Origin of the sequence: uncultured Brevundimonas sp. (genome assembly GCF_947305955.1) — a bacterium.
Classification (GTDB): Bacteria; Pseudomonadota; Alphaproteobacteria; order Caulobacterales; family Caulobacteraceae; genus Brevundimonas.
On record NZ_CAMZFB010000022.1, the window covers coordinates 12736 to 36297 of the forward strand.

Consider the following 23562-nt stretch of genomic DNA (forward strand, 5'->3'; position numbering starts at 1 on the left):
GTTTGAAACAGACAGGGGCATGTATCGGGGGCGCAGTCAGATTTGCGTTTTCGAGTACTCCCCCGTGCTACAAGATCTATCCGTACCAAAGAAATTGGTACTCGCCCTGACCGCGGTCATCGCGGCGTGTGGCATTGCCACCATCATCGTTCTTTGGGCCGTCCTGGGCATCCAGCGTGCCCAGCAGCAGGAAACCGAAGCCCGAAATATCACCGCCGCGATCAGCGAGGTGCATGTCGCACTGTTGAACAAGCAGATGGCGATGCGCGGCTATGTCGCGACCCTGAAGCCTGACTTCAAACAGATGTTCGAACAGCACGCCGCCGCCTATCGCGCCGGTGTGGTCAATCTGGCCGCCGCCGATGTCGACGGTCTGTTCAAGGAACAGCAGGCCGTTCTGTCCGAAACCGGCGAAAAGGTGGATGCCGACCTCTTGGCCATGATGGACCGCGCAGCGCGTCCGGAAACCCGTCAGGAAGTTCTCGACCGCCTGAGCGTGCGCGGCTCGTCCGAAATCCAGGCTGTGAACGCGGAAGGCCGCAAGGTGCTTAACGCGCTGGAGGATATGCGCGTTGAAAACGACAAGCGCCGCGAAGCCGCCTATCGTCAGGCCTATCTGGCGTTTGGTCTGGGCGGGCTGGTGGCCTTTGCCGTTGCCGTCGCCTCGGGCGTGTGGCTGACCGGTGCCCTGTCGACCCCGGTTGTGGCTATGACGCGCGTCATGACGCGTCTGGCGCAAGGGGACATGGACGTCGTTGTGCCGGCGGTCGGTCGCAAGGACGAGATCGGCCAGATGGCCGATGCCGTTCTGACCTTCCGCGAGCAAGGCCGCGAGAAGGCCCGTATCGAAGCCGAGGTCAGCGCTGCCCGTGCCGCAAGCGAACAGGAACGCCTCGCCCACGAAGCGGAAACCGCCGAAATGGCCCGTCTGGACGGCATCGCCATTGGTGCCTTGGCCGAGGGGCTGTCGCGACTGGCGGGGGGTGTGCTGTCGCACCGCATCACGGTCGATGTGCACGCCAAGGCCCAGCCGCTGAAGGATGACTTCAACGCCGCGGCCGAGAAGCTGGAAAGCGCGGTCGCCATTATTGTGGATCGCGCATCGGCTATCGGTGCCGCCGCCCAGCAGATCAGCGAAGCATCCGACGACCTGTCCCGCCGCACTGAACAACAGGCCGCCTCGCTGGAAGAAACCGCCGCTGCGGTCGAACAGATCACCTCGACGGTCGCCCGCTCCGCCGAAGGCGCGCTGGAGGCTGGCAGCATGGTGCGCTCGTCCCAGACCTTTGCGCTGGAAGGCAAGACGGTGGTGAACCGTGCGGTTCAGGCCATGGGCCAGATCGAGAATTCCTCGAACCAGATCGGTGCCATCATCGGTGTGATCGACGAGATCGCATTCCAGACCAACCTTCTGGCTCTGAACGCCGGTGTCGAAGCGGCCCGTGCGGGCGATGCCGGTCGCGGCTTTGCCGTGGTGGCATCGGAAGTCCGCGCACTGGCCCAGCGTTCGGCAGAAGCGGCCAAGGAGATCAAGACCCTGATCCAGGCTTCGAGCCAGCAGGTTGTGGCGGGTGTCGATCTGGTCAACCAGACCGGCCGCTCGCTGGAGCGCATTGCCGAGGAGATCACCCGTCTGACCTCTATCGCCGTCGAGATCGAAGCCTCGTCGCGTGAACAGGCAACGGGCCTCGCCGAGGTCAATGTGGCTGTCTCGCAGATGGATCAGGTGACCCAGCAGAACGCTGCCATGGTTGAGGAATCTACCGCGGCCAGCCGCTCGCTGGCACAGGACGCTTCCGATCTGGATCGACTGATGAACCAGTTCCAGATCTCGCGACAACGTCTTGCTGCTGCCGCCGCCTAATTAGGCATAGTCTAAATATTTTGATGTTATGAATAGCGCAGTTTTTGGGATAACAAGTCTATCTCGATAACTGCGCTATTTGTATTATTATGTATATTCACTTATAAGCACGCTAATATTTGAAATAGACTAAGGTCTTAAAAGCGTCGATCGTAACTTTGTTGTGTAAGTAACCGATCGATGTTCATCCAAAATTTGTCAGTACCAAAGAAGTTGGTGCTTTCTTTCGCGGCGGTCATAGCGGCCTGCGGTGCCGCGACCCTCGTTGTCCTCTGGTCCTTCCTGGCGATTCATAAGGCGCAGGACGAGGAACACCGCGCTAAGGAAATCACCGCTGCCATTACCGAGGTTCAGGTTGCACTGCTGAACGAGCAGCTGACCCAGCGCACCTTCATGGCCACCCAGAAGCCCGAGTTCAAAGAGGCCTTCGAAGGGTATGTCCAAGCCTATAAGACCGGCGTGACGAATCTGGCGGCTGCGGACGTGGAGGGCCTGTTCAAGGAACAGCAGGCCGTGTTGGCGCAGGGCGGCGAAGCCTTCATTAACGATGCGCGCAACCGTATGGCGCTGGCCGCCGATCCGGTTCAGCGCGCAACCCTGATGAATGAACTGACGGTCAATGGCACCGGCGACATCGTCGGTGTGAAGTCGAACGGTCGTGCCGTGCTGAACGCGCTGGCCGAAATGGACAAGATCAATATCGAGCGCACGCGTGCGGCCTATGCCAAGGGCTATACCGCCTTTGCTCTGGGCGGTGCGCTGGCCTTTGCGATCGCCCTCCTGTCGGCCGTTTGGCTGACCCGCAACCTGTCCACGCCGGTCGTGGCCATGACCCGTTCGATGAACCGTCTGGCCCATGGCGATCTGGACGTTGCCATCCCCGCTGTCGGCCGCAAGGACGAGATTGGCGAGATGGCGTCTGCGGTGCTGACCTTCCGCGACAATGCCATCGAGAACCGCCGTCTGGCCGACGAGGCTGCGGCCACCCGCGCCGCTGCCGATCAGGAACGCGAGGCCGTCGAAGCCGAACGCGCCCGCCGCCAGCAGGAATCCATGCATGCCGTTAACGCGCTAGGGGAGGCGCTGGCCGAACTGTCCAAGGGCAATCTGACCTATCGCATCACCACGGACATCACCGGCAATGCCAAGCCGCTGAAGGATGACTTCAACGCCGCCGCTGACAAGCTGGAGAATGCTGTCGCTGTTATCGTCGACCGCGCCTCGGCCATCGGTTCGGCGGCCCAGCAGATCAGCCAGGCTTCGGACGACCTGTCGCGCCGTACCGAGCAACAGGCCGCATCGCTGGAAGAAACTGCCGCTGCGGTGGAACAGATCACCGCGACCGTCAGCCGCTCGGCAGAAGGTGCGGTCGAGGCGGGCATGATGGTCCGCACCTCGCAGGACTATGCCAACCAGGGCGGTGCCGTGGTGGAGCGCGCCGTTCAGGCCATGGGCCAGATCGAGGACTCCTCCAACCAGATCAGCGCCATTATCGGTGTGATCGACGAGATCGCCTTCCAGACCAATCTGCTGGCTCTGAATGCCGGTGTGGAAGCGGCCCGTGCGGGCGATGCCGGTCGTGGCTTTGCCGTCGTCGCCTCGGAAGTTCGCGCGCTGGCCCAGCGTTCGGCGGAAGCGGCCAAGGAGATCAAGGCCCTGATCAATGCCTCGACCACCCAGGTCGGGCAGGGCGTCAATCTGGTGAACGAGACCGGCGAGGCGCTTCGCCGTATCGCCGACCAGATCCAGCAGCTGACCCATATCGCGGTGCAGATCGAGTCGTCGTCCAAGGAACAGGCGACGGGTCTGGCCGAGGTCAATGTGGCCGTCTCGCAGATGGATCAGGTGACCCAGCAGAACGCCGCCATGGTGGAAGAATCCACCGCTGCCGCCCGCTCACTGGCGCAGGATGCGATGGAACTGGATCGACTGACCCATCAGTTCCAGATCAGCAACCAACGCATCCAGTCGGTCGCCGCCTGATCGGCGGACGACAAGTTACGTTAAAAAGAAAGCCCCCCCGACATCGTCGGGGGGCTTTTTATATGGGCAAAGCCGCCGGATCAGGCCGCTTGGCTGACCACAATGGTGTCCAGTGCGGCGATCAGGTCGTTGATGATGTCGTCCTCATGCTCGAGGCCGACCGAGATGCGGATCAGGCCATCGGTGATACCAGCGGTGACGCGGGCTTCGGGCGTCATGGCGGCATGGGTCATGGTGGCCGGATGGGCGATCAGGCTTTCCACACCGCCCAGCGATTCCGCGAGGGTGAAGATGCCGACCGTGTTGATCACGCTGCAGACGGCATCGATACCGCCAGCAATCTCGAAGCTGAGCATGGCACCGAAGCCGCGCTGCTGGCGGGCGGCCAGCGTATGGCCGCTGTGCGACTTCAGGCCCGGATAGTGGACGGCCTTGACCGCCGGATGGGCTTCCAGACGGGCGGCAAGGTTGCTGGCCGTGGTCTGCTGGCGCTCGATACGGGTGAACAGGGTGCGCAGGCCGCGCAGCGTCTGATAGGCATCGAACGGCGAGCCGGTGATGCCCAGACAGTTGGCCCACCATGCCAGTTCCTGATGCACCTCGGCATCGGCGCTGATGACCGCACCGCCGACCACGTCGGAGTGGCCGTTGATGTATTTGGTGGTCGAATGGACGACGATGTCCGCGCCCAGCGACAGCGGGTTCTGAAGCGCGGGCGACAGGAAGGTGTTGTCGGCCACCACCTTGGCCCCGACCGCATGGGCGCGGCGCGCGACATCGGCAATGTCGGTCACGCGCAGCAGCGGGTTGGACGGGGTCTCCACCAGCACCAGCTTGGCACCATCGGCGAGGGCGGCATCCAGTGCCGCGCCGTCGTTCTGGTCCACAAAGGCCAGACGGAAATGACCCTTGCGGGCGCGGGCCGACAGCAGGCGGTGCGTGCCGCCGTAGCAATCGTGCGGCGCGATCAGCAGGTCATCCGGCGACAGCAGGCTGAGCGGCAGGTCTACCGCGGCCATGCCGGTGGCAGTGATGACAGCCCCTGCGCCGCCTTCCAGCTCGGTCAGGGTCTCGGCCAGCACGTCGCGGGTCGGGTTGCCCGAGCGCGAATAGTCGTATTGGCGCTTCTGGTCGAAGCCCGCGAACGAATAGTTGGACGACAGGTACAGCGGCGGCATGACCGAGCCGTGGGCCGTATCGGTATCGACGCCCGTGCGGGCGGCGATGGTGCGGGGATCGGCGAAGCGGGCGCGGGTCATTGGTCAACGTCCTTGAGTACTGAAGTCAGGATATCGCCCACGAACTTGTCTTCCTTCAGGAAGGCGTCGTGGCCGTAAATGGAATCCGCTTTCACAAAGCGGAACAGGTTGGGCAGGCGGTTGGCCAGCTCCTCCATGTCCTCGATCGGGCACAGGCGGTCGCTGTTAAAACCGATCAGGGTGACAGGCGCGGTGATGGCTTCCGGCTCGATCCGGTGGCGGTCGATGGAGTCCGACAGGGTCAGCCAGCGGGCGGGCGTGGTGCGGTCGCGATAGGCCTTGCCGCGCGCCGTCAGATAGTCGCAGACGGGATAGGCCTGACCCGCGTGGCTGGGAGCCTCGTTGTCGAAACGGGCGTCGAACTCCTCGGGCGTGCGATAGGTGGTCATGGCCAGCTCGCGGGCCAGACCGATGGCCTCGTCGATCTTTCCGGTTTCCAGACCCAGCTGCAGGATCCGGCGCTGGATGCCGCGCCATGCGGTAGCCAGCGGATGTGGACGGTGGGCCGCCGAGACGACCACCAACTGATCGGCCCAGTCGGGGAAAAGCTCGCCAAAGGCCAGCGCGATCATGCCGCCGTAGGAACAGCCGATGAAGGCGGCCACCTTCTCGACGCCCAGATGGTCCAGCAACAGCGCCAGCAGGCGGGCCTGATCCTGGGTGGTGATGGTCAGCGGCTCTTTGGGCTCGGACACGTCCGGCCCAAATTCTGGAGCAAAATCAAAGGCCAGAACGCGATAGCGGGTCAGGTCGATCGGGGCGCGGACGCCGACGGCACCCGACCACCAGCCCAGACCCTTGGTTTCCGTGCGGTGGACATAGCGGTCAGCGGAAATACCGCCGGCGACCACCACCAGCGGGGCATTGGCCTTGCCGTGCAGGCGGCCCACGACCTGTTTCTGGGTCAGCTTGCCGCCGAAATCGAGTTCGAAATCATCGGGGATGGGAACGAAGACATCATGGGCCCCGTCACGGCTCAGCAGCTCGGAGGGACGACGCGCAGGTTTGGCCCGACAGGAAGGGTCGGTTTGCGGCGTGTCGTTGGTTTTCAGGGCCAGGGTCATTGCGGGGGTCGTTTGCTCTGCGTTTCAGTCTCGGCTCACCCCGAAACTCTTGCAGTGACAGACCCGTGGTGCGCCGCCTTGTCGACGCTCCACTCATCTCTCGCGGTGTTCGAAAACACCCCGCAGGAGTTGGCACCGTTTCGGCTGGAAACCGATGGTTGCCCCGACGTCAAAGGGCCTAATCCCTCGGTCGGTCTTGATGAGTGAGCGCAAACTGATGTTTGGAAGAGCGCGGGTCAAGTGGAAAATTTCACCTCGTTTCGATTTCTATTGGTAAGCGGACGCCATAACCGGTCTTCGGCAGGCGGATTTTAAAAAATTTTGCTGAACGGGGGTTGACGCAGTGCAGCATCGTCCGTCACCCTAGGATCAACGAAACGCAACCTTGGACGCCTCTCAGTGGTGAACCGCATCGACAGCTTCGGCCTTACCCGCATCGCTTCGGCGATGGGTTTTGGCGCGTCTGTGATTACCGGCACTACCACTATTGGTACCACCACCATGCCCGTCCGGGCGGGAACAGGTTGACGCGCGCCGACTAGGCGAAAAGCACGAAACCCGAACCCCGCCCGGAGCACCCGAGGCGGGTTTTTTATTGCCCGATCCATCCGACTTCCCTCCCGAAAACGAATACCGATCCCAGGAAAAAGCCCATGTCCGCCAATCTTGCCCTCGTCGCTGAAAATCAGAAACCGCAACCGGCCCTCGATGCCGAGGTGGTGGTGCTGAAATTCGGGTCTTCCGTCCTGAAGAGCCCCGCTGACGCTCCGGCGGTGGCCAGCGAGATCTATGGCCATGTCCGTCGTGGTCGTAAGGTGGTGGCCGTGGTCTCGGCCCTGGCCGGCGAGACGGACAAGCTGCTGGGCGAGGCCCGCGCTCTGGGTCTGGATCACGACAATGAACTGCTGCCCGCCTATGTGGTTCTGGGCGAGGAGCGTGCAGCAGCTCTGGTGGCGATCGCCTGTGACCGCGTGGGTCTGGATGCGGTCGGCCTATCGGTACAGCAACTGGGGATTTCGGCAGAGGGCCCGTCGCAGCACGCCCGTCCGGTGGCGTTGAAGAACAACAACCTGCGCGAGGCTCTGGCCCAGCATGAGGTGGTTGTGGTGCCGGGCTTTGGTGCTGTGCGCGAATGTGGCCGTGTGGCGCTTCTGGGCCGTGGTGGCTCGGACCTGACGGCGGTGGTTCTGGCTGTCGAACTGGGTCTGGACAAGGTGCGTCTGGTCAAGGACGTAGACGGTCTCTACGACCGCGATCCGGCTTCGGCCTCGGGCACGCCGCAGCGTTACCGTCGCGCTTCGTGGGAGACGGCCCGCCAACTGGGCGGCGCGCTGGTCCAGCATGACGCCATCGATCTGGGCGAGGCCCGCAATGTCGAAATCGAAGTGGCGGCTCTGGGCCGCGCCGAGGGTACGGTGGTGGGCCACCGCAACGCCCCTCCGGGTCCGGTGGTGGCTGAAAAGCCGCTCAAGGTGGTGGTTGCCGGATGCGGCGTGGTCGGCGGCGGCCTTCTGAACCGCCTTCTGTGGGACAGCGGCTTTGAGGTGGTCGGTGTTCTGGTGCGCGATCCGCTGAAGCGCCGCGATGTGGAATGTCCGCAGGAACTGTTCAGCAATGACGTCGACGCCCTTCTGGCCAAGAAGCCCGATCTGGTGGTCGAGGCCCTGTCCGAAGGTCAGGCTGGCCATGACCTGATCCGCCGCGCTCTGGAGCAGGGCTGTGACGTCGTCAGCGCCAATAAACAGGCCGTGGCCCTTGATCCGGAAGGTCTGCAGAAACTGGCCGACGCCAATGGTGCCCGCGTGGCATGGTCGGCCTCGGTCGGCGGCGGCTCGCCGATGATCGAGACGCTGCGCGCTGCCCGTGCAGCAGGCGAGGTGGCCGGTTTCGAGGCCGTTCTGAACGGCACCGTCAACTTCATGCTGCAACGTCTGGGCGAGGGCGCAGCCTTCGCTGATGCTCTGGCCGATGCCCGCGCCGCAGGCTTTGCCGAGGAAGATCCGTCGTCGGATCTGGAAGGCCGCGATGCTGCCGCCAAGGTGAAGCTGCTGTCCTATGAAGCTTTTGGCCGCGTGCCGGACGAGGTGCCCAGCGACGTGCTTTCGGCGGCAACGCCGGTCGGTCACGCGCCGGTGCGCCAGATCGGTGCCTGCTTCAACAAGGGCGGCCAGTTGGACGCCAGCGTGCGCCTGAACGACAACCTTCAAGATGCCCTGTTCCAGTCCTTGAACGGCGAGCGTAATGCGCTCAAGGTCCACGGCGCGGACGGTCGTGTCTGGCTGTGCAAGGGACGCGGTGCGGGTCGCTGGGCGACGACGGAAAGCGTTCTGGCTGACGTCGCCGACATCGTCCGCGCACGACGCGCAGCGGCAGAGTTGGTCTAAACCTTATGGCAGTTTTCACGCCCGTTCTGGATGCCGAGGCCAAGACCTTTCTCAAGGCTTGGCCCATATCGGAAGTGATTGAATTCACACCGATTGCCGAAGGTGTTCAGAACACGAACTATCGGGTCTGGACCCGCGACAGCGCCTATGTCCTGACCCTGTTTGAGGGGCGTGAGGAACAGGCCGGACTGCCGTATTGCCTCGGCCTGATGCAGCATCTGGGGGCGGCGGGTTTTGCCACGCCGTCGCCGGTGGCCGATCTGGACGGGCGCTTGCAGGGCGAGCTGAAGGGCCGTCCCGCAGCACTGGTCGAATGGGCGGCAGGTGCGTGGAAGCGCCGTCCGTCCGAGGCTGATGTGCGTTTGGCCGGAGCGACTCTGGCTGATCTTCATCTGAAATCGCGCGGCTTTGGCCAGACGCGGGACAACCCCGTCGGGCCTCGCCGCTGGCGCGAACTGGCCGACCGCATCGCCGAGCGGGCGCAAGGGGCGGATGCCGCCATGCTCGACCAGATCGAGCAGTTGATGCCCGAACTGGAAAAACTGTTCGATCCGCAGCTTTTGCCGCAGGGCGCGATCCACGCCGACTATTTCCCCGACAATGTCCTGTTCGACGGCGACAGGATCGGCGGGGTGATCGACTTCTATTTTGGCTGCACGGGCGCGCTGGCCTATGATCTGGCTGTTGCGCTCAGCGCGTGGGGCTTTGACGCCGAGGGGCGTGCCGACGAGGCGGCGCTGTCGGCCTTCCGTGCCGGTTATGAATCAGTACGCCCGCTGTCGGCGACGGAGGCAGAGCTTCTGCCGCTATTGGGTCAGGCCTCGGTGGTGCGCTTTACCCTGACCCGCCTCCATGACCGTCTGTTCCATGATCCGGCGCATTTCGTGACGCCCAAGGATCCGAATCCCTTCTGGAAGCGGATGGAATGGTGGCAGTCCCCCGTCAGCGCCTGACGGGGGTTTTGCCGGTTACAGGCGGGCCAGCATCCAGATGGCCATGCCGATCATCATCAGGTTTTCCGTCAGCGACAGCGCGCCTAGGGGCACGCGGCTGTCCGAACCGACGCAGGCGCATTTCAGTTCGCGCTTGTCGATATAGACGGCCTTGAACACCGACCACGCGCCGATGGTGGCGATGAACAGGGCGACGGGGGCGGAAATCCACGTCAGCACATGGGCCGTCATCAGAACGCCCGCGCCCAGTTCCGCGAACGGATAGACCCATGCATAGGGCACCCAGCGGCGGGCCAGCAGGTCATAGTTCAGGAAACCCGTGGCAAAACCGTCGAGATTCTGGAGCTTCAGCATGGCCAGCGCGCACATGCTCAGGCTGATGAACCATTCGGCGGCATGCAGGGTGAAGGGCGATTGATAGGCTTGATAGCTGACCGCCATCGCCATCAGGGCGGTGACGAAGAACACCATCAGTACGGGCGTATAGGTGGTCGATTTCGGATCGGGCACCTTCACCCCCAGATAGCGGCGGGTGTCGTCAAAGCCGCCGATCCGCTTGCCATCGATGAAGATCTGCGGGGTGGATTTGACATCGTGCTTGGCCTTGAACGCGTCGGTTTCCTCGCGCGTCAGCAGCAGATGATCTTCCACCTTATAGCCCTTGGATTTCAGCAGCGATTTGGCCCGCAGTCCCCAGGGACACATGCTCTTGCCTATCGCCATCCGATACAGGACGGCCTTCTTTTGTGGTGCAGCCATTTCGGCGCTCCTCATCTTGATGCGTTACGACTGCACCCTATCTAGCCCCTGTACCATGGTACGGAGTCAACATGGCGGGAATGACAATTGGAAAACTGGCCGAGGCGGGCGGTGTCGGGGTCGAGACCGTGCGTTTCTACCAGCGCCGCGGTCTGCTCAAGACGCCGCCAAAATCGGGCGGGTTCCGCTATTATGACGATGCCGACCTGGAGCGCCTGCGTTTCATCCGTTCGGCGCAGAAGGCGGGGTTCACCCTGACCCGGATCGAGGAGCTGGTGGCGCTGGACCCGACGCGCGACCGCAGCGAGGTGCTTCATCTGGCCCGCGAACGCCTGGCGGAGATCGAGGAGCGCCTGCGCGAGCTGGAGAGCGTGCGCGATGCCCTGCGCGATCTGGCATCGCACTGTGCCAGCGGGGACGGCGAGGTCTGCCCTATCCTTGACGCCTTTCAGGGACCGACAGCGCACTGCAGGGCCTAGACCCCGCTGCACCATCGCCGTAAAGCCGTTGGCGGGGGTGGCGTATGCTGTTCAAGGAAAAGATGTTTCTGGCGAACTGTGACCCGGTTCGCCGTTTGCCGCCGTTCGAGCTGGAAAAGCGTTTCCTGATGTCCATCGCCCTGTCCAAGGGCGCGATCCTGACACCGAACCTGCTGCTAGATAATGCGGGCATGGGGCGGTTGCTGGACAATTCGCTCGTCCGGCGCTGGTCCATGAGCAAGGAAGGGCGCGGGGGTGTGGTCATCCGCGTGCCGGGCGCATCGGCTCCGGAGTCGATGGAAGACTATTTCGACAACCTGCCGCCCCACCACTATCTGACACGGTTCCAGTGCCGCAAACAGGACCTGTCGGGGCTGGACCTGGCGCAGTTCAAGTCCGAGCTGCACCGGCTGGATCGCAATCTGCGCCGCATCAGACCCGTCTATAGTCCGGTCAGACTGCACGGCCAGTCGCTGTCCGATGCCATCATGGCCTCGGCCTCCTTCACTCAATGGTGCGAGGACAAGCCGGAGCTGGAGGCCCCGCTGCGACAATTGCAGGACCGGGCACCCGAGCTGGGATCGCGCTCGCTCTGGTATGGCGCGTGCGAGGAGCTGCTGGGGGCCGATGCACCGCAGTTCAAGCTGGAGGTGATCGACGCCTGCTACAACGGGCTGTTCGTCGCATCGGGCGAGGCCTTCGTGATGGACCGCATCCCCGTGCTCGACAATGTGCCGGTCAGCCTGCTGTCGGTGGGCGTCGGCGCAGTTGCCTTTAGCGAGCAGCGCAAACTGTTTGAGTATGCGCTGAAGGGTTTTGATCTGGTCACTGCCTTTGGTGCGGGGCAGTTGGTCGAGTTTCTGACCGACGAGGCGGCCAGTTTTGTCGAGAACAAACTTCAGGATACATCGTTCAAATGGGCGACACGCCGGAACTGGTTCGGCCTGTACCCGCGCCTGACCCAGTCCATGGGGATAGAGATACGATGATCGTCTATGAAAACCCGTGGTTCCGCGTCGTGAAGGACGGCCCGTTCCATATCGTTGAGGAAAACACGGGCGGCGAAGGGGCGGCGGTACTGCCGCTCGTCGGAGACGCCATCCTGTTGCTGGAGATGAAACGCCCGTCGCAGGGTCATCAGCTGACCCTCGAAATCCCGCGCGGTTTTGGCGAGGCCGGCGAGGATGCCCTGACCTGTGCGCGGCGCGAACTCAAGGAGGAGACGGGTTACGACCTGCCGCTTTCGGCCTTCACCCTGCTGGGCCATGTGCGCCCCAATACGGGGATCATGTCCTCGCGTATTGCCCTGTTTCTAGCGCGGATCGATGCCGCGACCCCACACGCCGAACCGGACAAGGAAGCGGCGGGGCGCAGGCTTTTGCCGCTCGCGGATGTGGACACCGCCTTGGCTGAGGGCCAGATCGAGGACGGCTTTACCCTGTCGGCCCTGGCGCTGTTTCGCGCCAAGGCCGCGGGTTCACTCTAGAAACTGCCGACGGCGTCGCGGGCCGAGGCATAGTCGCTGTCGATGATCGACAGGCGCTCGGGCTTGTCGCCCAAGGCGGCGATCACCGGAGCAGGCTCGGGCGTGATGCCCAGAACGCTTTCGACATAGCCGCCGAACTTCGACGGGTGCGCCGTCGACAGGGCGACGACCGGTGCGCCGTTGCGGTCGATCTTGCGGGCCGCATGAAGGGCCACGGCGGTGTGCGGACAGACGACACGGCCCCACGCCTCATAGGCATGGCGGATTTCGGCGGCGGTGGTCGCTTCGTCCACCGAGACCGCAGCCGTCTCGCTGTTCAGCGCCTTGCGAAGGTCATCGGGCAGGGTGACGGTGCCGTCGCGGGCAAAGCCCTCGAAGATATCGCGGGTCTGGTCGGCATCGCGGTTCGAGGCTTCAAACAGCAGTCGCTCGAAGTTCGACGGGGCTTGCACATCCATCGACACACTGGCGCTTTCGACCGCCGGACGACGGTCATAAAGGCCCTCGTTGATGGCGCGGGCGAGGGCGTCGTTCTGGTTGACCGCGGCGGTCATACCGGCGACGGGCAGGCCCATCTTGCGCGCGGCGATACCGGCAAAGGCATCGCCGAAGTTTCCGGTCGGCACCACGAAATGTGCGGCCTGTCCCAGTTGCAGGGTGGCCGAGACATAATAGGGAATCTGTCCGGCCAGACGGCCCCAGTTGATCGAGTTGACCGAGGAAAGTCGCCCGCGTTCGCGCAAGGGTTCATCGGCCAGAAGCTGTTTGACCAGACGCTGGCAGTCGTCGAAATCGCCTCGGACGGCAAGGTTCAGGATATTGTCCGCCTCGACTGTGGTCATCTGTTTGCGCTGGATCGGCGACACGCGATCCAGCGGGTGCAGAACGACGAGCTTGATCCGCTTCTTGCCCGCAAAGGCGCGCACGGCGGCGGCACCGGTATCGCCGCTGGTGGCCGTCAGCAGGGTCAGCGTCTCGCCCGAGGCTTCCAGCGCCTCGTCCGACAGGGCCGCGACCAACTGCATGGCCAGGTCCTTGAACGCCGCCGTCGGACCACGGAAGAGTTCGAGCACGAACAGCCCCGATTCCAGTTCGACCAGCGGCGTCACCAGCGGGTGGTCAAAGCCCTTGACCAGATGGGCGACGGCACGCTCGACCGCGCCTTCGGGCAGGCTGTCACCGACAAAGGGGCTCAGCACTTCGCGGGCGATAACCGAATAGTCGGCGTCCTTTGTCTGTTTCAGGCTGGATAATGTCGGCCATGCGGTCGGCATATAGAGACCGCCGTCGGGGGCGATCCCGCGCAGCAGCGCATCGGCAAAGGTTTCATTGGCGGCGTGGCCGCGCGTCGACAGGTATTGGTCAGGCGATTGGGTCATCACCCTGCATGTCTAGACTGATAGAGGGGCGGCGTCATGGATTATGTTGCGCTGCAAAGCATGGATTCTGTCTTTTCGTGCAAGAAGTTGCCTGTTCTGCGATGGGCAGTGGATTTTGGGGCACATTCAGGCCAAGGGTAGGGCCATGAACCGTCGCTCCCTCCTTATGCGCGCTGCGTTTTTGGCCTCTGCTGTCGCGGGTGGTTTCTGGCTCAAGGACAAGCTTGTCTGGTCACGTCCCGAGCCGGGTTTTCACGGTGACGACCGTTGGCACCCGCTGTTGCGGACGGCCAGCGATGTTCCGGTGATCGATGCGGTGGTGAACGGTCGGGCGGTTAAGGCCCTGATCGACACGGGGGCGCAGTATTCGGTTCTGGACGCCCGCTTGGGACAGGACCTTGATGCGCCGCTGATCGACATGCCGACGGTGGCCTATGGTGTCGGCGGCGGTGCGGTTGTGGGCAAGGGGCGACAGGTCGATATGACAATCGCCAATGTGCGGATCGAGGCGTTCGAACTGGCCCTGCTGGATTTGGGACCGCTGGCCACTGATCCGTCGATCGGTGTCGGGCTGGTCATCGGGCGCGATCTGATGCGGACCTTGGTCATGGAGTTGGACTGGGGGCAGAAGCGCCTGCGTTTCCTGCCCGCCTCGGGCTGGCGGGCGTCGCCCGATCTGTTTGCCGCGCCTGTTCGAGCGGACGGCGATGCTCTGGCCGCAGAAGCAATCGTCGAGGGCAGGGCCGTGACGGCGGTGGTCGATACGGGGGCGTCCTCGCTTCTGTCGGTGACCGAGCCGGTGGCCCAAACCGTCGGGCTTCTGGATGGCCGAAGGGCTGAAGGTGGCACCAGTTTGGTGCTGGGTGGCATGACGCAGGCCCGCTGGGTCAGGGCTGAGCAGGTGGCATGGGGCGAGCGCACATGGGCCAATGCCCGCGTGGCGATCTTCCCGCCGTCACCGATCGCACAGGCCCCTGATGCCCTTTTGGGCATGGCCGCGTTTAAAAACAAAAAGCTGGCCCTGAACCTTGGTCAGAGCCAGCTTTTCGTCAGTCGTGATCTGGACCTGACGGTCGGCTAGGGCCGGTTACAGGTTCTCGAACGTATTACAGGCGTTGGGATCGCCGGTCTGATAGCCGCGACGCAGCCACTGCATCCGCTCTTCGGACGAGCCGTGGGTGAAGCTTTCAGGCGAGACGCGACCGCCGCCACGGCTCTGGATAGCATCATCGCCAATGGCGGCTGCGGTCTTCATGCCCTCGGCCAGATCGCTGTCGGTCACGCTGACTGCACCACCGGAGACGGCGCTGGCATTACGGGCCCACATGCCTGCGAAACAGTCGGCCTGCAGTTCCAGCGCGACCGAATAGCGGTTGCCCTCGGCCAGGGTGCGGGCGTTCTGCTGCGCCCGCTGGACCTGTTCGGTAGCCCCGACCAGACGCTGGACGTGGTGTCCGTATTCATGGGCGATGACATAGGCCTTGGCAAAGTCGCCCCCCGATCCGCCCATGCGCTGAAGCTCCTGCCAGAAGCTGAGGTCGATGTAGACCTTCTGGTCGGCGGGACAATAGAAGGGGCCCATGGCGGCTTGACCATAGCCACAGCCGGTCTGGGTGCCCTGTTCGTACAGAACGGTCACCGGCGGACGATAGCCGTCCAGCTTTTGCGACCACACATCATTCAGATTGGTGCCGATCACGTCGACGAACTGTCCGGCATCATCCTCGGGCGTGCCGCGACGGCCTTCCTGCGATCCGGCCTGACCCAGACCGCCCAGCTGTCCGGCGACCTGCTGGGTCGTCTGTGGGTCAACATCGAAGAAGAAATAGAGCAGCCCGGCAATGATCAGCGCCCCGATGCCGCCGCCCGCCACGGCTCCGCCGCCCATTCCGCGACGATCCTCAATGCCGCCACCGCGACGTCCGCCTCGCCATTCCATTGGCCCAGTCCTTCCCTGTCTTTGCCATAGCGTAAGGCAGGACACCTGCGTTCGCCAAGCAAAGCCTTGCATAGATCAATCCAGTGACCAGACCCTTGAGCGTTTGACCTCCCGGTCTTCCAGCTCGCGCGTGGTCGGCACCGTATACTCACTGAGGAAGGTAAGGCCCGATTTGGGGAAATAGTTTCGTCCCGGATCGCCAACCAGCACGCGCGTGCCGTTTTTTCTGGCCGCCAGCAGCCATTCCAGCACCGCTTCGGCCATGGGCTTTTCGTAGAAAACGTCTCCGGCACAGATGACGTCCACCTGTGGGGGCGGGCTGTTCAGCAGATTGGTGTCGGTAAAGGCGATCTCGACGCCATTGGCCTTGGCATTGAGGGCGACGGCCGCCTCGCAGAAGGGATCGATGTCGGCGGCCAGAACCGAGGCTGCCCCCGTCTTCATGGCCGCCACGGCCACAAGGCCCGATCCGGTCGCCAGATCGACAACGGTCTTGCCCGCACATTCTTCCGGGTGGTCCAGCAGCCAGCGCGCCAACGCCTGACCGCCCGCCCATGCAAAGGCCCAGAAGGGTGGCGGCACACCCATTTCATCCAGCTCTTCCTCGGTCAGACGCCAGATGGGCGTGATCTCGTCGGCCAGCCACAGCTGGATTTCCGGCGTGTGCGAGACGGGCTGAAGGCGGGTGTTGCCGAGGATGAATTCGGTGGGGTTCTTGATGCGCGACAAGGGTTTGCGACCGGAATGGCAAGACGGAAAACGGCGGCAAACTGGGCGTGCGCGCAAGGAAAGGCAAGACGTAATGCGGGCCTTACAAAATGTAAGGTTGACATGACATATCGCCAATGTCAGGTTGACCTTACATAAGAGGAGATGATCCATGAACGGACGTGACGCAACACCCAATGGCCGCAGCTATGCGCGTGGCACCATGCTGACCATGGGGCTTTATGTGGCGGGTATTGTGGCCGCCTCTCTGGCTGTGCGCAGTGGCTCTGTGCATGGCGCAGCGCTGATCACACTGGCGCTTGTGCCGGGCCTCGCCATCGTGGGGCAGATCGGCGTGACCCTGAACTATCTGCGTAAGGCCGACGAGTTCCTGAAGGCCCTGACCGCCCGTCGCCTGATCATTGCCAGCATGGGCACCTTGGCCATCTTCACCGTCTGGGGCTTCCTTGAAACCTTCGCTGGTGTCGAAGGGCCTGCGGCGTGGGCGGCCTATTGCATCATGTGGGGGCTGTTCGGCGTGGTTTCGTGCGTCGAGAGGTTCGCCCAATGAACAATCGGCTCAAGCTATTGCGCGTCGAACGCGGCTGGACTCAGGAACAACTCGGGGAGCAGTTGGGCGTGTCCAGACAGGCCGTGATCGCACTGGAAAACGGCAAGCACAACCCGTCTCTGGACCTCGCCTACAGGATCGCGGCCCTGTTCGGAAAGCCGGTCGAAGAGGTCTTCGAAAATCCCCACGTTTAGGCTGGCGACCTTAATCAACCAGAGCGCCTGAACGCTCTGATCGATCGGTTCTGCAGCCCTGATTATTCCGGCGACAGGGCGTTGGTGACGTCCCCCGTCTTTCCGGTGCCGCCGAAATCGGCCGCGAAGACGGGGTTCAGCCCCTTGCCCAGGGTGGCAAAGGGAATGGTCAGGTAATAGGCACCCTCGACATAGGGGCCGACGTCATAGGCATTGAGCAGGAAGGTAATGCCCGAGGCCTTGCCCGCCGCATCGCTGGCGGCCAGCACGACCGGCACCTTCTTCAGGTCGGGGCAGGTCCACATGCCGTCGCTGCCACCCAGCGGAATGGCACCTTCGCGGCCCTTCTTGGCCTGGTTGACGGCATCGCACAGGGTGCGGCCCAGCGCGGCCTTGTCCGCATCGGCGGCGAACAGGTCGGCGGCGGTCAGGAATTTTTTGGACGTCTTGTCCCACAGAAGTCCGGTCGCATAGGTGTTGGGGTGCGCGCCGCCCGAATAGTCAAAGTCGGTGCGCAGCATGCTGAACAGACGGTCCGTCTCTACAGGGTTGCTGTAGATGATCTGTTTCTCATACGGCGGCAGGTCTGCGCTGCCGAACTCGCTGCGGTCGGACTGGGCCCCTTCGGTATAGTCCTTCAGCTTGCCGACTTCTTCGGAATAGAGCTTTTGATAGAGCTCCGGAAACGCCTTTACCGCTTCCGGCAGGGTCAGTTTGACCTTGGCGTAGGGCGTGGCGGACTCATAGCTCAGCGGACCCTCGGCAGCGGCGCTGGCCTCGGCCTGTTGGCCCTCTGCGGGCTTGGGGTCGCGGTTGCAGGCGGCAAGGCTCAGGGCAACGGCAGTCCCGAGAAGGGCGAGGCGGAGGGTAGGCGAGGTATTCATGCAGATGTCCACTTACTCAGTGATCAGAATCCAATCCAACTAAACGCGATAGCGGCCAGAAGGATCAAACCGGCCTCGCGGTTGGACTTGAAAAGTTTGAGCGCCAGAACCGGATTTGCGGGGTCAAGTTTCACCACCTGCCACACAAAATGGGCAGCGTAGAGCGCAAGGAAGGCCCAGAACAGCGGCCCCACATCGGCCACCCATCCTGCGGCACCGGCCAGCAGAACCGCCAGCACATAAAAGACCGCCACACCCTCACGCACCTTGGAGCCAAGGCGGCGGGCCGAGGACTTCACGCCCGCCATGGCATCGTCCTCGATGTCCTGCAGGGCGTAGATGGTGTCATAACCCAGCGTCCAGAACAGGCCACCGATATAGAGTAGCGCAGCGGACAGACCCAGTGAGCCATCCGTGCCCAGCGCCACGCCATAGCTCGCAGCCGCAAAACCCAGCAGTGCGCCCCAGTTGAAGGTCAGGCCCAGCCACGCCTGCGGCCACCACGTAATCCGCTTCATGAACGGATAGGCGGCGACAAGGAACAGGCTGAGGAAGCCCAGACCGATCGCCAGCAGATTCATCGTCAGCAGGATGCAGAAGCTGACCAGAGAGATGCCGACCACAAAGGCAGCGGCCTGTTTGGCGCTGATCTGGCCTGACGGGATGGGGCGCGAGGCGGTGCGGGCGACCTGCGCGTCAAAGTCGCGGTCCACGATATCGTTGACCGCACAGCCAGCCCCGCGCATCAGCGCCGAGCCGAGTGCAAAGCCGAGCACCAGCCACGCCTCGTACCAGCCAAAGCCCTTGCCGTTCTGGATCAGGGCCAGCGCAATACCTTGCCAGCCGGGCAGCAGCAGCAGCCAGGTGCCGATGGGACGGTCAAACCGCCCCAGCTTCAGCCACGGCTTCAGCTTTTGCGGGGCATGGCGGTCGACCCAGTTATCGGCGGTCGCATCGGGCAGGGGGGCAGTCGTCATACCCTGTCTTTAACCCCGATTGGCCGATCGACAACCTTATCTTATGCCGCAGGCGAAGACGGAGCCTGTTTGGCGCTCTCGGCGGCGATCTGGCGAAGGGCCGAAGCGAACACTTCCGCAGGCTGGCCGCCCGAGATCAGATACTGGTCATTGATCACGATGGCAGGCACCGAGGAGATGCCGCGCGAACGCCAAAGCTGTTCTGCATCACGGACCTCGCGGGCATAACGGCCCGATGCCAGAACCTCTGCCGCCTCGGCGCGGTCAAAGCCGGCCTTTTCGGCCGTCTGGGTGAGGACACCCGCATCCGAGACATTGAGGCCATCGGTAAAGTGGGCGGTGAACAGTGCCTTCTTCAGGGCTTCCTGACGTTCGGGTGCGACTTCATGCGCCCAGTGCAGCAGGCGGTGGGCATCAAAGGTGTTCCAGATGCGCGAGTTCTCGCCCATCCGCATATCGAACCCGACCTCGGCGGCGCGCTGGCGGATCATTTCGCGGTTGGCGGCGGACTGTTCGGGCGTCGATCCGTATTTGCGGCCGATATGCTCGACAATATTCTCGCCTTCGGGAGCCATGTCGGGGTTCAGTTCGAACGGCTGGCAGGTCAGGTTGGCCTGAATGCCTTCCGGCTTCAGTTCCTCCAGCGCCTTGTTGAGACCGCCCAGCCCGATGACGCACCACGGGCACATCACGTCGGAAACGAAATCGATCTTCAGGGGTGCGGTCTCGGCCATGGAATCTGCCTTCTGGAACAGCTGGTGTTGCATTCCATATGGAGACTCGACCTTGGTCTGCAAGGGCCGCTGTCTATTTCATTGACGCCCATTCGTGTTCGAGGATGGCATAGACATACTCGCTGCCCCAGATGCCGCTGAAACGCTCGTTCTGGACGAAGTGCGCCTCGCGCCGCAGCTTCAGCCGCTCGACCACGCCGATAGAGCCGGTGTTGCCGGTATCCAGACGGGCGAAAATGCGGTGCAGGCCGAACTGCTGGAAGCCATAGGTGATGATGGCACGCGTGGCCTCGGTGGCAAAGCCGTGACCGGCATAGGTGGGATCGAAGATATAGCCGACCTCGCCCTGAAGTGCCTGTTCATTGGCAAATTTCAGCAGCACCTCGCCAACCAGATAGTCGCCGTCCTTGGCAATGACGGCCAGTTTGAACACGTCGCCCTGCTGCACAAAGACGGGACGGATCACCGAGGTGTACTGGCGTTGAAGCGTCTCCCGGTCCGGCGGGGCGGCGTACAGGTAACGATAGACGTCACCGCGCACGTGATAGGCACAATAGGCGGCAAAATCTTCGGGTTCGAACGGTCTCAGGATCAAACGTTCGGTTTCAATAATCGGGTCGCGGACGGATACGGGAGACATGGCATCTAGAGTCTGTCAGGGCGCAGCCTGACGCAACACATAGATTGCCGCAGGCAAGCCGAAATCACTGCCTCAGACGTAAAATATTGAAATGTAATGAAATGGGGGGCGGCCCGGTTTCTCAGTCGGGGGGCGTGTTGACCGGGCCGCCGGGAAAGCGCGGATTGGGGGGTGGGGGAAATCCGCGCTGTTCCGATGTAAAGAACTGCGTCATGGCGGTTAGGTTCCCGCAGCTCAGCGCATAGAAATTTTAGTTTTTTACGACAGCCTTCCGGCATTGGTCGAAATGGCTTCAGCTATGGGTTGCGTTGTCCGCCAAGCCAGAGCAGTGAGGGATTGTGAAGACGACCCTTATTATTGACTGCGACCCCGGGGTGGATGACGCCACGGGACTTCAGATGGCCTTTGCGGCCGACCAGATCGAGCTGCTGGCGGTGACGACGGTGGGCGGCAATGTGCCGGCTGCCGCGACAGCCCGTAACGCCTGCATCCTGCGCCAGATCGCCGGACGCGAGGATGTGCCGGTATTTGCGGGCGCGGACCGTCCGCTGCGCCGCGACCCTGCCGGTGCCGGAGAGTTCCACGGGGCCGAGGGTCTGGGTGACCTATCGCCTTTTGAAGCCCGCAAGGGCGTCGAGGCCGAGCATGCCGCCGATGCCCTGATCCGTCTGGTCATGGAACGCCCCGAGGGCGAGGTGACCCTGATCATGATGGGGCCGATGACCAATCTGGCGCTGGCCCTTCGCAAGGAACCGTCGCTGGCCACCCGCCTGAAACAGGTCGTGGCCATGGGCGGCGCGCGCAGTGAAGGCGGCAACATCACCGCCAGCGCCGAGTTCAACATCTGGGCCGACCCCGACGCCGCACACGAAGTGCTGAGCAGCCCTGCCAAGGTGGTCATGCTGGGACTGGACGCGACCCATCAGGTCCGCGTCAGCGAAGAGCGCATCCAGACCATCGAAGCCATCGACAACGATCCGGCCCGCACCGTGGCCGCCATGTTGCGCTTTTCCCAGCGCATCGAGCGCGAGATTGTCGGCTGGCATTCGGCCCCGCTGCATGATCCCTGTACGGTCGCCTATGTGCTGGCACCGGAACTGTTCGATGTCGTCCCCGCCAATATCCGCGTGGAGTGCGACAGCGACCTGACCCGCGGCCACACCGCGGTCGAGTTCCGCGTGAAGCCGGAGGACACCCGCCACCTGTGGGCCAAGGGCGTGCGCGACCGCGAGGTGTTTTATTTGATCGGCCAGCTGCTGGCCCGTGCCGGAGAGCCGAAATGAGGATCACTGTCGTCGGTTCGATCAACCTCGACTATGTCGCCACCTGCGCCAGCCTGCCCAAGGCAGGCGAGACGGTGACGGGCGCGACGCTGGCCCGCCATCCGGGCGGCAAGGGTGCCAATCAGGCGTTGGCCGCCCGCAAGCTGGGGGCCGAGGTGTGCATGATCGGTCGCGTGGGCGATGACGAGATGGCGCTTCCGGCCACCGCCCTGCTGGACGCCAACGGCGTGGACCTGAACGGTGTGGTCACCGATCCGGACGAGCCGACGGGCGTCGCCCTGATCTCGGTCGATGCCGAGGGCGAGAACCAGATTACCGTCGCGGCGGGGGCCAACCACAATGTCCAGCCCGAACAGCTTCCGGCCCGTATCGAAACCCCGCTGATTGTTCAGCTGGAACTGCCAATCGCCACGGTCGAGGCAGCCGTGGGCCGTGCGACCGAGTTCGTCTGTGCCAACCTCGCCCCCGCCGCTCCAGTGTCGGATGCGCTGCTGCGCCGTGCCGACCTGATTGTCGTCAACGAGACCGAAGCGGCCTTCTATGGCGATGCCCTGCACCACGGCGGTGGTCGCGTGGTCATCACCAAGGGCGCGCGCGGCGCGGCCATGTACCAGCGCGGCGTGGAAATGGCCTGGGCTACCCCGCCGCAGGTCAAGGCTATCGACGCCGTCGGTGCCGGTGACGCCTTTGTCGGAGCCATCACCGTCGCCCTTCTGGAAGGCATGGAGCCGCAACAGGTGCTGGAGTTTGCCTGTGCCGCAGGCGCTGTCGCCTGCACCCGCGCGGGCGCGCAATCCTCGCTGGCCTCGAGAGAAGAGGTCGAGGCTCTGCTGGACGCCTAAAGCTTGATGATCTGGCGCACGGCCATGCCGTCTGCCAGGGCGTCAAAGGCCGGATTGATCTGGTCCAGTGTCAGCGTGCCCGACAGCAGGCGATCCACCGGCAGACGTCCGTCCTTGAACAGGCGGATGAAGCGGGGGATGTCGCGGCTGGGCACGCAGGCCCCGATATAGGAGCCTTTCAGCGTCCGCTCCTCGGCGACCAGCGAGACGATGTTGACCTCCAGTGCGGCATGGGGCGGCGGCAGGCCCGCCGTGACCGTGGTGCCGCCGCGCCGAGTCATCCGCCATGCGCTGTCGAGCGCCCGCGCCGATCCGGCCATTTCAAAGGCAAAGTCCGCCCCGCCATTGGTCAGGGCGCGCACCTGTTCGATGGCGTCGGCATCCGCGCCATTGACGGTTTGGACGCCGAAGCTTTCCGCCAGCGCCAGCTTGTCGGGGTTCAGATCGACCGCCACAACCGGACTGGCCCCCGAGGCCAGAGCCCCCAGCATTGCCGCCAGACCCACACCGCCGAGGCCGATAACCACGGCAGACTGTCCGGCCTTGATCTGGGCGGTGTTCACCACGGCCCCCACGCCCGTCAGCACTGCACAGCCGAACAGGGCGGCGTGCTCGAATGGCAAATCCTTGTCGATCTTCACGACCGAGCGGCGCGACACGACCGCATGGGTGGCAAAGGCCGAACAGCCCAGATGGTGGTTCAGCGTCTCGCCGTCCTCGCACACAAAAGCGCGGCGACCGCTCAGCAAACGTCCCTCGCCATTGGCGACAGCCCCCGGCTCGCACAAGGCAGGGCGACCCTCCGCGCACGGATTGCAATGCCCGCACGATGGCATGAACACCATCACCACATGGTCGCCGACCTCAAGATCGGTCACATCCGGCCCCAAGGCCTCGATCACACCCGCCGCTTCGTGACCCAGCGCCATCGGCATGGGGCGCGGGCGATCACCGTTGATGACCGACAGGTCCGAATGGCACAGCCCCGCCGCGCGGATACGCACCAGAACCTCGCCCGCCTTGGGATCATCCAGCGTGACCTCGCGGATCTTCAGCGGCTGGCTGTCGGCATAGGGGGTGGCGTGGTCCATGCGGTCCAGCACGGCGGCGCGGGCGGTAATGGGCATGCTTGTCTATTCCCCCATGGTCAAAGCGACGGCTCTGCGCCACGCTAGGCTGA

The 23562-nt window shown here is 63.5% G+C and carries 23 protein-coding genes and 1 riboswitch; of the genes, 12 read left to right on the forward strand and 11 right to left on the reverse strand.

Features of this window, described 5'->3' with window-relative positions; all coding sequences use genetic code 11:
- Positions 1-94: 94 nt before the first annotated feature.
- Together Q0Y42_RS07340 and Q0Y42_RS07345 are read left to right on the forward strand one after the other, a co-directional pair.
- Positions 95-1864: a methyl-accepting chemotaxis protein gene (locus Q0Y42_RS07340; RefSeq protein WP_297801822.1), complete on the forward strand. Its 1770-nt coding sequence runs from the start codon at positions 95-97 to the stop codon at positions 1862-1864.
- A 216-nt stretch (positions 1865-2080) separates the two neighbouring features.
- Positions 2081-3847 (forward strand): methyl-accepting chemotaxis protein, encoded by a 1767-nt coding sequence (locus Q0Y42_RS07345; protein WP_297801824.1) that lies wholly within the window; start codon positions 2081-2083, stop codon positions 3845-3847.
- Between the two features lie 80 nt (positions 3848-3927).
- On the opposite strand, the gene metB is transcribed toward Q0Y42_RS07345, so the two are convergent.
- Complete coding sequence (metB, locus tag Q0Y42_RS07350; protein WP_297801826.1) at positions 3928-5106, reverse strand: cystathionine gamma-synthase; 1179 nt, start codon at positions 5104-5106, stop codon at positions 3928-3930.
- Positions 5103-6170 carry a homoserine O-succinyltransferase gene (locus Q0Y42_RS07355; RefSeq protein ID WP_297801828.1) on the reverse strand — a complete coding sequence of 356 codons (1068 nt, stop codon included), beginning with the start codon at positions 6168-6170 and terminating at the stop codon, positions 5103-5105. The genes metB and Q0Y42_RS07355 overlap by 4 nt, the downstream gene beginning before the upstream one ends.
- A gap of 90 nt (positions 6171-6260) precedes the next feature.
- A riboswitch (SAM riboswitch) is annotated at positions 6261-6376 on the reverse strand.
- Between the two features lie 447 nt (positions 6377-6823).
- Between Q0Y42_RS07355 and Q0Y42_RS07360 the strand changes: the two genes are divergently transcribed.
- Together Q0Y42_RS07360 and Q0Y42_RS07365 are read left to right on the forward strand one after the other, a co-directional pair.
- Positions 6824-8554, forward strand: a complete 1731-nt coding sequence (locus tag Q0Y42_RS07360) for a homoserine dehydrogenase (RefSeq protein ID WP_297801830.1) — start codon at positions 6824-6826, stop codon at positions 8552-8554.
- Between the two features lie 5 nt (positions 8555-8559).
- Complete coding sequence (locus tag Q0Y42_RS07365) at positions 8560-9507, forward strand: homoserine kinase (protein ID WP_297801832.1); 948 nt, start codon at positions 8560-8562, stop codon at positions 9505-9507.
- Positions 9508-9522: 15 nt separating this feature from the next.
- Here Q0Y42_RS07365 and Q0Y42_RS07370 read toward each other — a convergent pair whose 3' ends face one another.
- Complete coding sequence (locus Q0Y42_RS07370; RefSeq protein WP_297801834.1) at positions 9523-10266, reverse strand: glutaredoxin; 744 nt, start codon at positions 10264-10266, stop codon at positions 9523-9525.
- Between the two features lie 80 nt (positions 10267-10346).
- On the opposite strand from Q0Y42_RS07370, the gene Q0Y42_RS07375 reads away from it, so the two are divergent.
- Genes Q0Y42_RS07375 through Q0Y42_RS07385 form a run of 3 tightly spaced genes read left to right on the forward strand, consistent with a single transcriptional unit; the run spans position 10347 to position 12231 of the window.
- On the forward strand, positions 10347-10745 hold the full coding sequence (locus Q0Y42_RS07375) for a MerR family transcriptional regulator (RefSeq protein ID WP_297801836.1): 399 nt from the start codon (positions 10347-10349) through the stop codon (positions 10743-10745).
- A 44-nt stretch (positions 10746-10789) separates the two neighbouring features.
- The gene (locus tag Q0Y42_RS07380; protein WP_297801838.1) at positions 10790-11734 is read left to right on the forward strand and encodes a hypothetical protein; all 945 of its coding nucleotides are present in this window, start codon (positions 10790-10792) and stop codon (positions 11732-11734) included.
- Complete coding sequence (locus Q0Y42_RS07385; protein WP_297801840.1) at positions 11731-12231, forward strand: NUDIX hydrolase; 501 nt, start codon at positions 11731-11733, stop codon at positions 12229-12231. The genes Q0Y42_RS07380 and Q0Y42_RS07385 overlap by 4 nt, the downstream gene beginning before the upstream one ends.
- Here Q0Y42_RS07385 and thrC read toward each other — a convergent pair.
- Positions 12228-13610 (reverse strand): threonine synthase, encoded by a 1383-nt coding sequence (thrC, locus tag Q0Y42_RS07390; RefSeq protein WP_297801842.1) that lies wholly within the window; start codon positions 13608-13610, stop codon positions 12228-12230. The genes Q0Y42_RS07385 and thrC overlap by 4 nt on opposite strands.
- 145 nt (positions 13611-13755) lie before the next feature.
- On the opposite strand from thrC, the gene Q0Y42_RS07395 reads away from it, so the two are divergent.
- Positions 13756-14691 (forward strand): aspartyl protease family protein, encoded by a 936-nt coding sequence (locus Q0Y42_RS07395; RefSeq protein WP_297801844.1) that lies wholly within the window; start codon positions 13756-13758, stop codon positions 14689-14691.
- 6 nt (positions 14692-14697) lie between these two features.
- Here the strand turns inward: Q0Y42_RS07395 and Q0Y42_RS07400 are convergent, their stop codons facing one another.
- Together Q0Y42_RS07400 and Q0Y42_RS07405 are read right to left on the reverse strand one after the other, a co-directional pair.
- The gene (locus Q0Y42_RS07400; RefSeq protein ID WP_297801846.1) at positions 14698-15549 is read right to left on the reverse strand and encodes a neutral zinc metallopeptidase; all 852 of its coding nucleotides are present in this window, start codon (positions 15547-15549) and stop codon (positions 14698-14700) included.
- Between the two features lie 75 nt (positions 15550-15624).
- Complete coding sequence (locus Q0Y42_RS07405) at positions 15625-16278, reverse strand: methyltransferase (protein ID WP_297801848.1); 654 nt, start codon at positions 16276-16278, stop codon at positions 15625-15627.
- A 151-nt stretch (positions 16279-16429) separates the two neighbouring features.
- Between Q0Y42_RS07405 and Q0Y42_RS07410 the strand changes: the two genes are divergently transcribed.
- Together Q0Y42_RS07410 and Q0Y42_RS07415 are read left to right on the forward strand one after the other, a co-directional pair.
- On the forward strand, positions 16430-16828 hold the full coding sequence (locus Q0Y42_RS07410; protein WP_297801850.1) for a hypothetical protein: 399 nt from the start codon (positions 16430-16432) through the stop codon (positions 16826-16828).
- A complete protein-coding gene (locus Q0Y42_RS07415; protein WP_297801852.1) occupies positions 16825-17022 on the forward strand; it encodes a helix-turn-helix transcriptional regulator in 198 nt (65 codons plus the stop codon). The genes Q0Y42_RS07410 and Q0Y42_RS07415 overlap by 4 nt, the downstream gene beginning before the upstream one ends.
- A 62-nt stretch (positions 17023-17084) precedes the next feature.
- Here the strand turns inward: Q0Y42_RS07415 and Q0Y42_RS07420 are convergent, their stop codons facing one another.
- From Q0Y42_RS07420 to Q0Y42_RS07435, 4 genes are all read right to left on the reverse strand, one after another.
- Positions 17085-17906: a DUF3298 and DUF4163 domain-containing protein gene (locus Q0Y42_RS07420; protein ID WP_297801854.1), complete on the reverse strand. Its 822-nt coding sequence runs from the start codon at positions 17904-17906 to the stop codon at positions 17085-17087.
- Positions 17907-17929: 23 nt separating this feature from the next.
- On the reverse strand, positions 17930-18883 hold the full coding sequence (gene ubiA / locus Q0Y42_RS07425) for a 4-hydroxybenzoate octaprenyltransferase (protein WP_297801855.1): 954 nt from the start codon (positions 18881-18883) through the stop codon (positions 17930-17932).
- A gap of 41 nt (positions 18884-18924) precedes the next feature.
- Complete coding sequence (locus Q0Y42_RS07430) at positions 18925-19617, reverse strand: DsbA family oxidoreductase (protein ID WP_297801857.1); 693 nt, start codon at positions 19615-19617, stop codon at positions 18925-18927.
- Positions 19618-19690: 73 nt separating this feature from the next.
- Positions 19691-20257, reverse strand: a complete 567-nt coding sequence (locus Q0Y42_RS07435; protein ID WP_297801859.1) for a GNAT family protein — start codon at positions 20255-20257, stop codon at positions 19691-19693.
- 338 nt (positions 20258-20595) lie between these two features.
- Here Q0Y42_RS07435 and Q0Y42_RS07440 point away from each other — a divergent pair, with 338 nt between their 5' ends.
- Entirely contained in the window at positions 20596-21540 is a 945-nt protein-coding gene (locus Q0Y42_RS07440) for a nucleoside hydrolase (RefSeq protein ID WP_297801861.1), read from the forward strand.
- Positions 21537-22382 carry a ribokinase gene (locus Q0Y42_RS07445; protein WP_297801863.1) on the forward strand — a complete coding sequence of 282 codons (846 nt, stop codon included), beginning with the start codon at positions 21537-21539 and terminating at the stop codon, positions 22380-22382. The genes Q0Y42_RS07440 and Q0Y42_RS07445 overlap by 4 nt, the downstream gene beginning before the upstream one ends.
- Here the strand turns inward: Q0Y42_RS07445 and Q0Y42_RS07450 are convergent.
- Positions 22379-23509: a zinc-dependent alcohol dehydrogenase family protein gene (locus Q0Y42_RS07450; RefSeq protein WP_297801865.1), complete on the reverse strand. Its 1131-nt coding sequence runs from the start codon at positions 23507-23509 to the stop codon at positions 22379-22381. The two genes, Q0Y42_RS07445 and Q0Y42_RS07450, sit on opposite strands and share 4 nt — an antisense overlap.
- Positions 23510-23562: the final 53 nt, after the last annotated feature.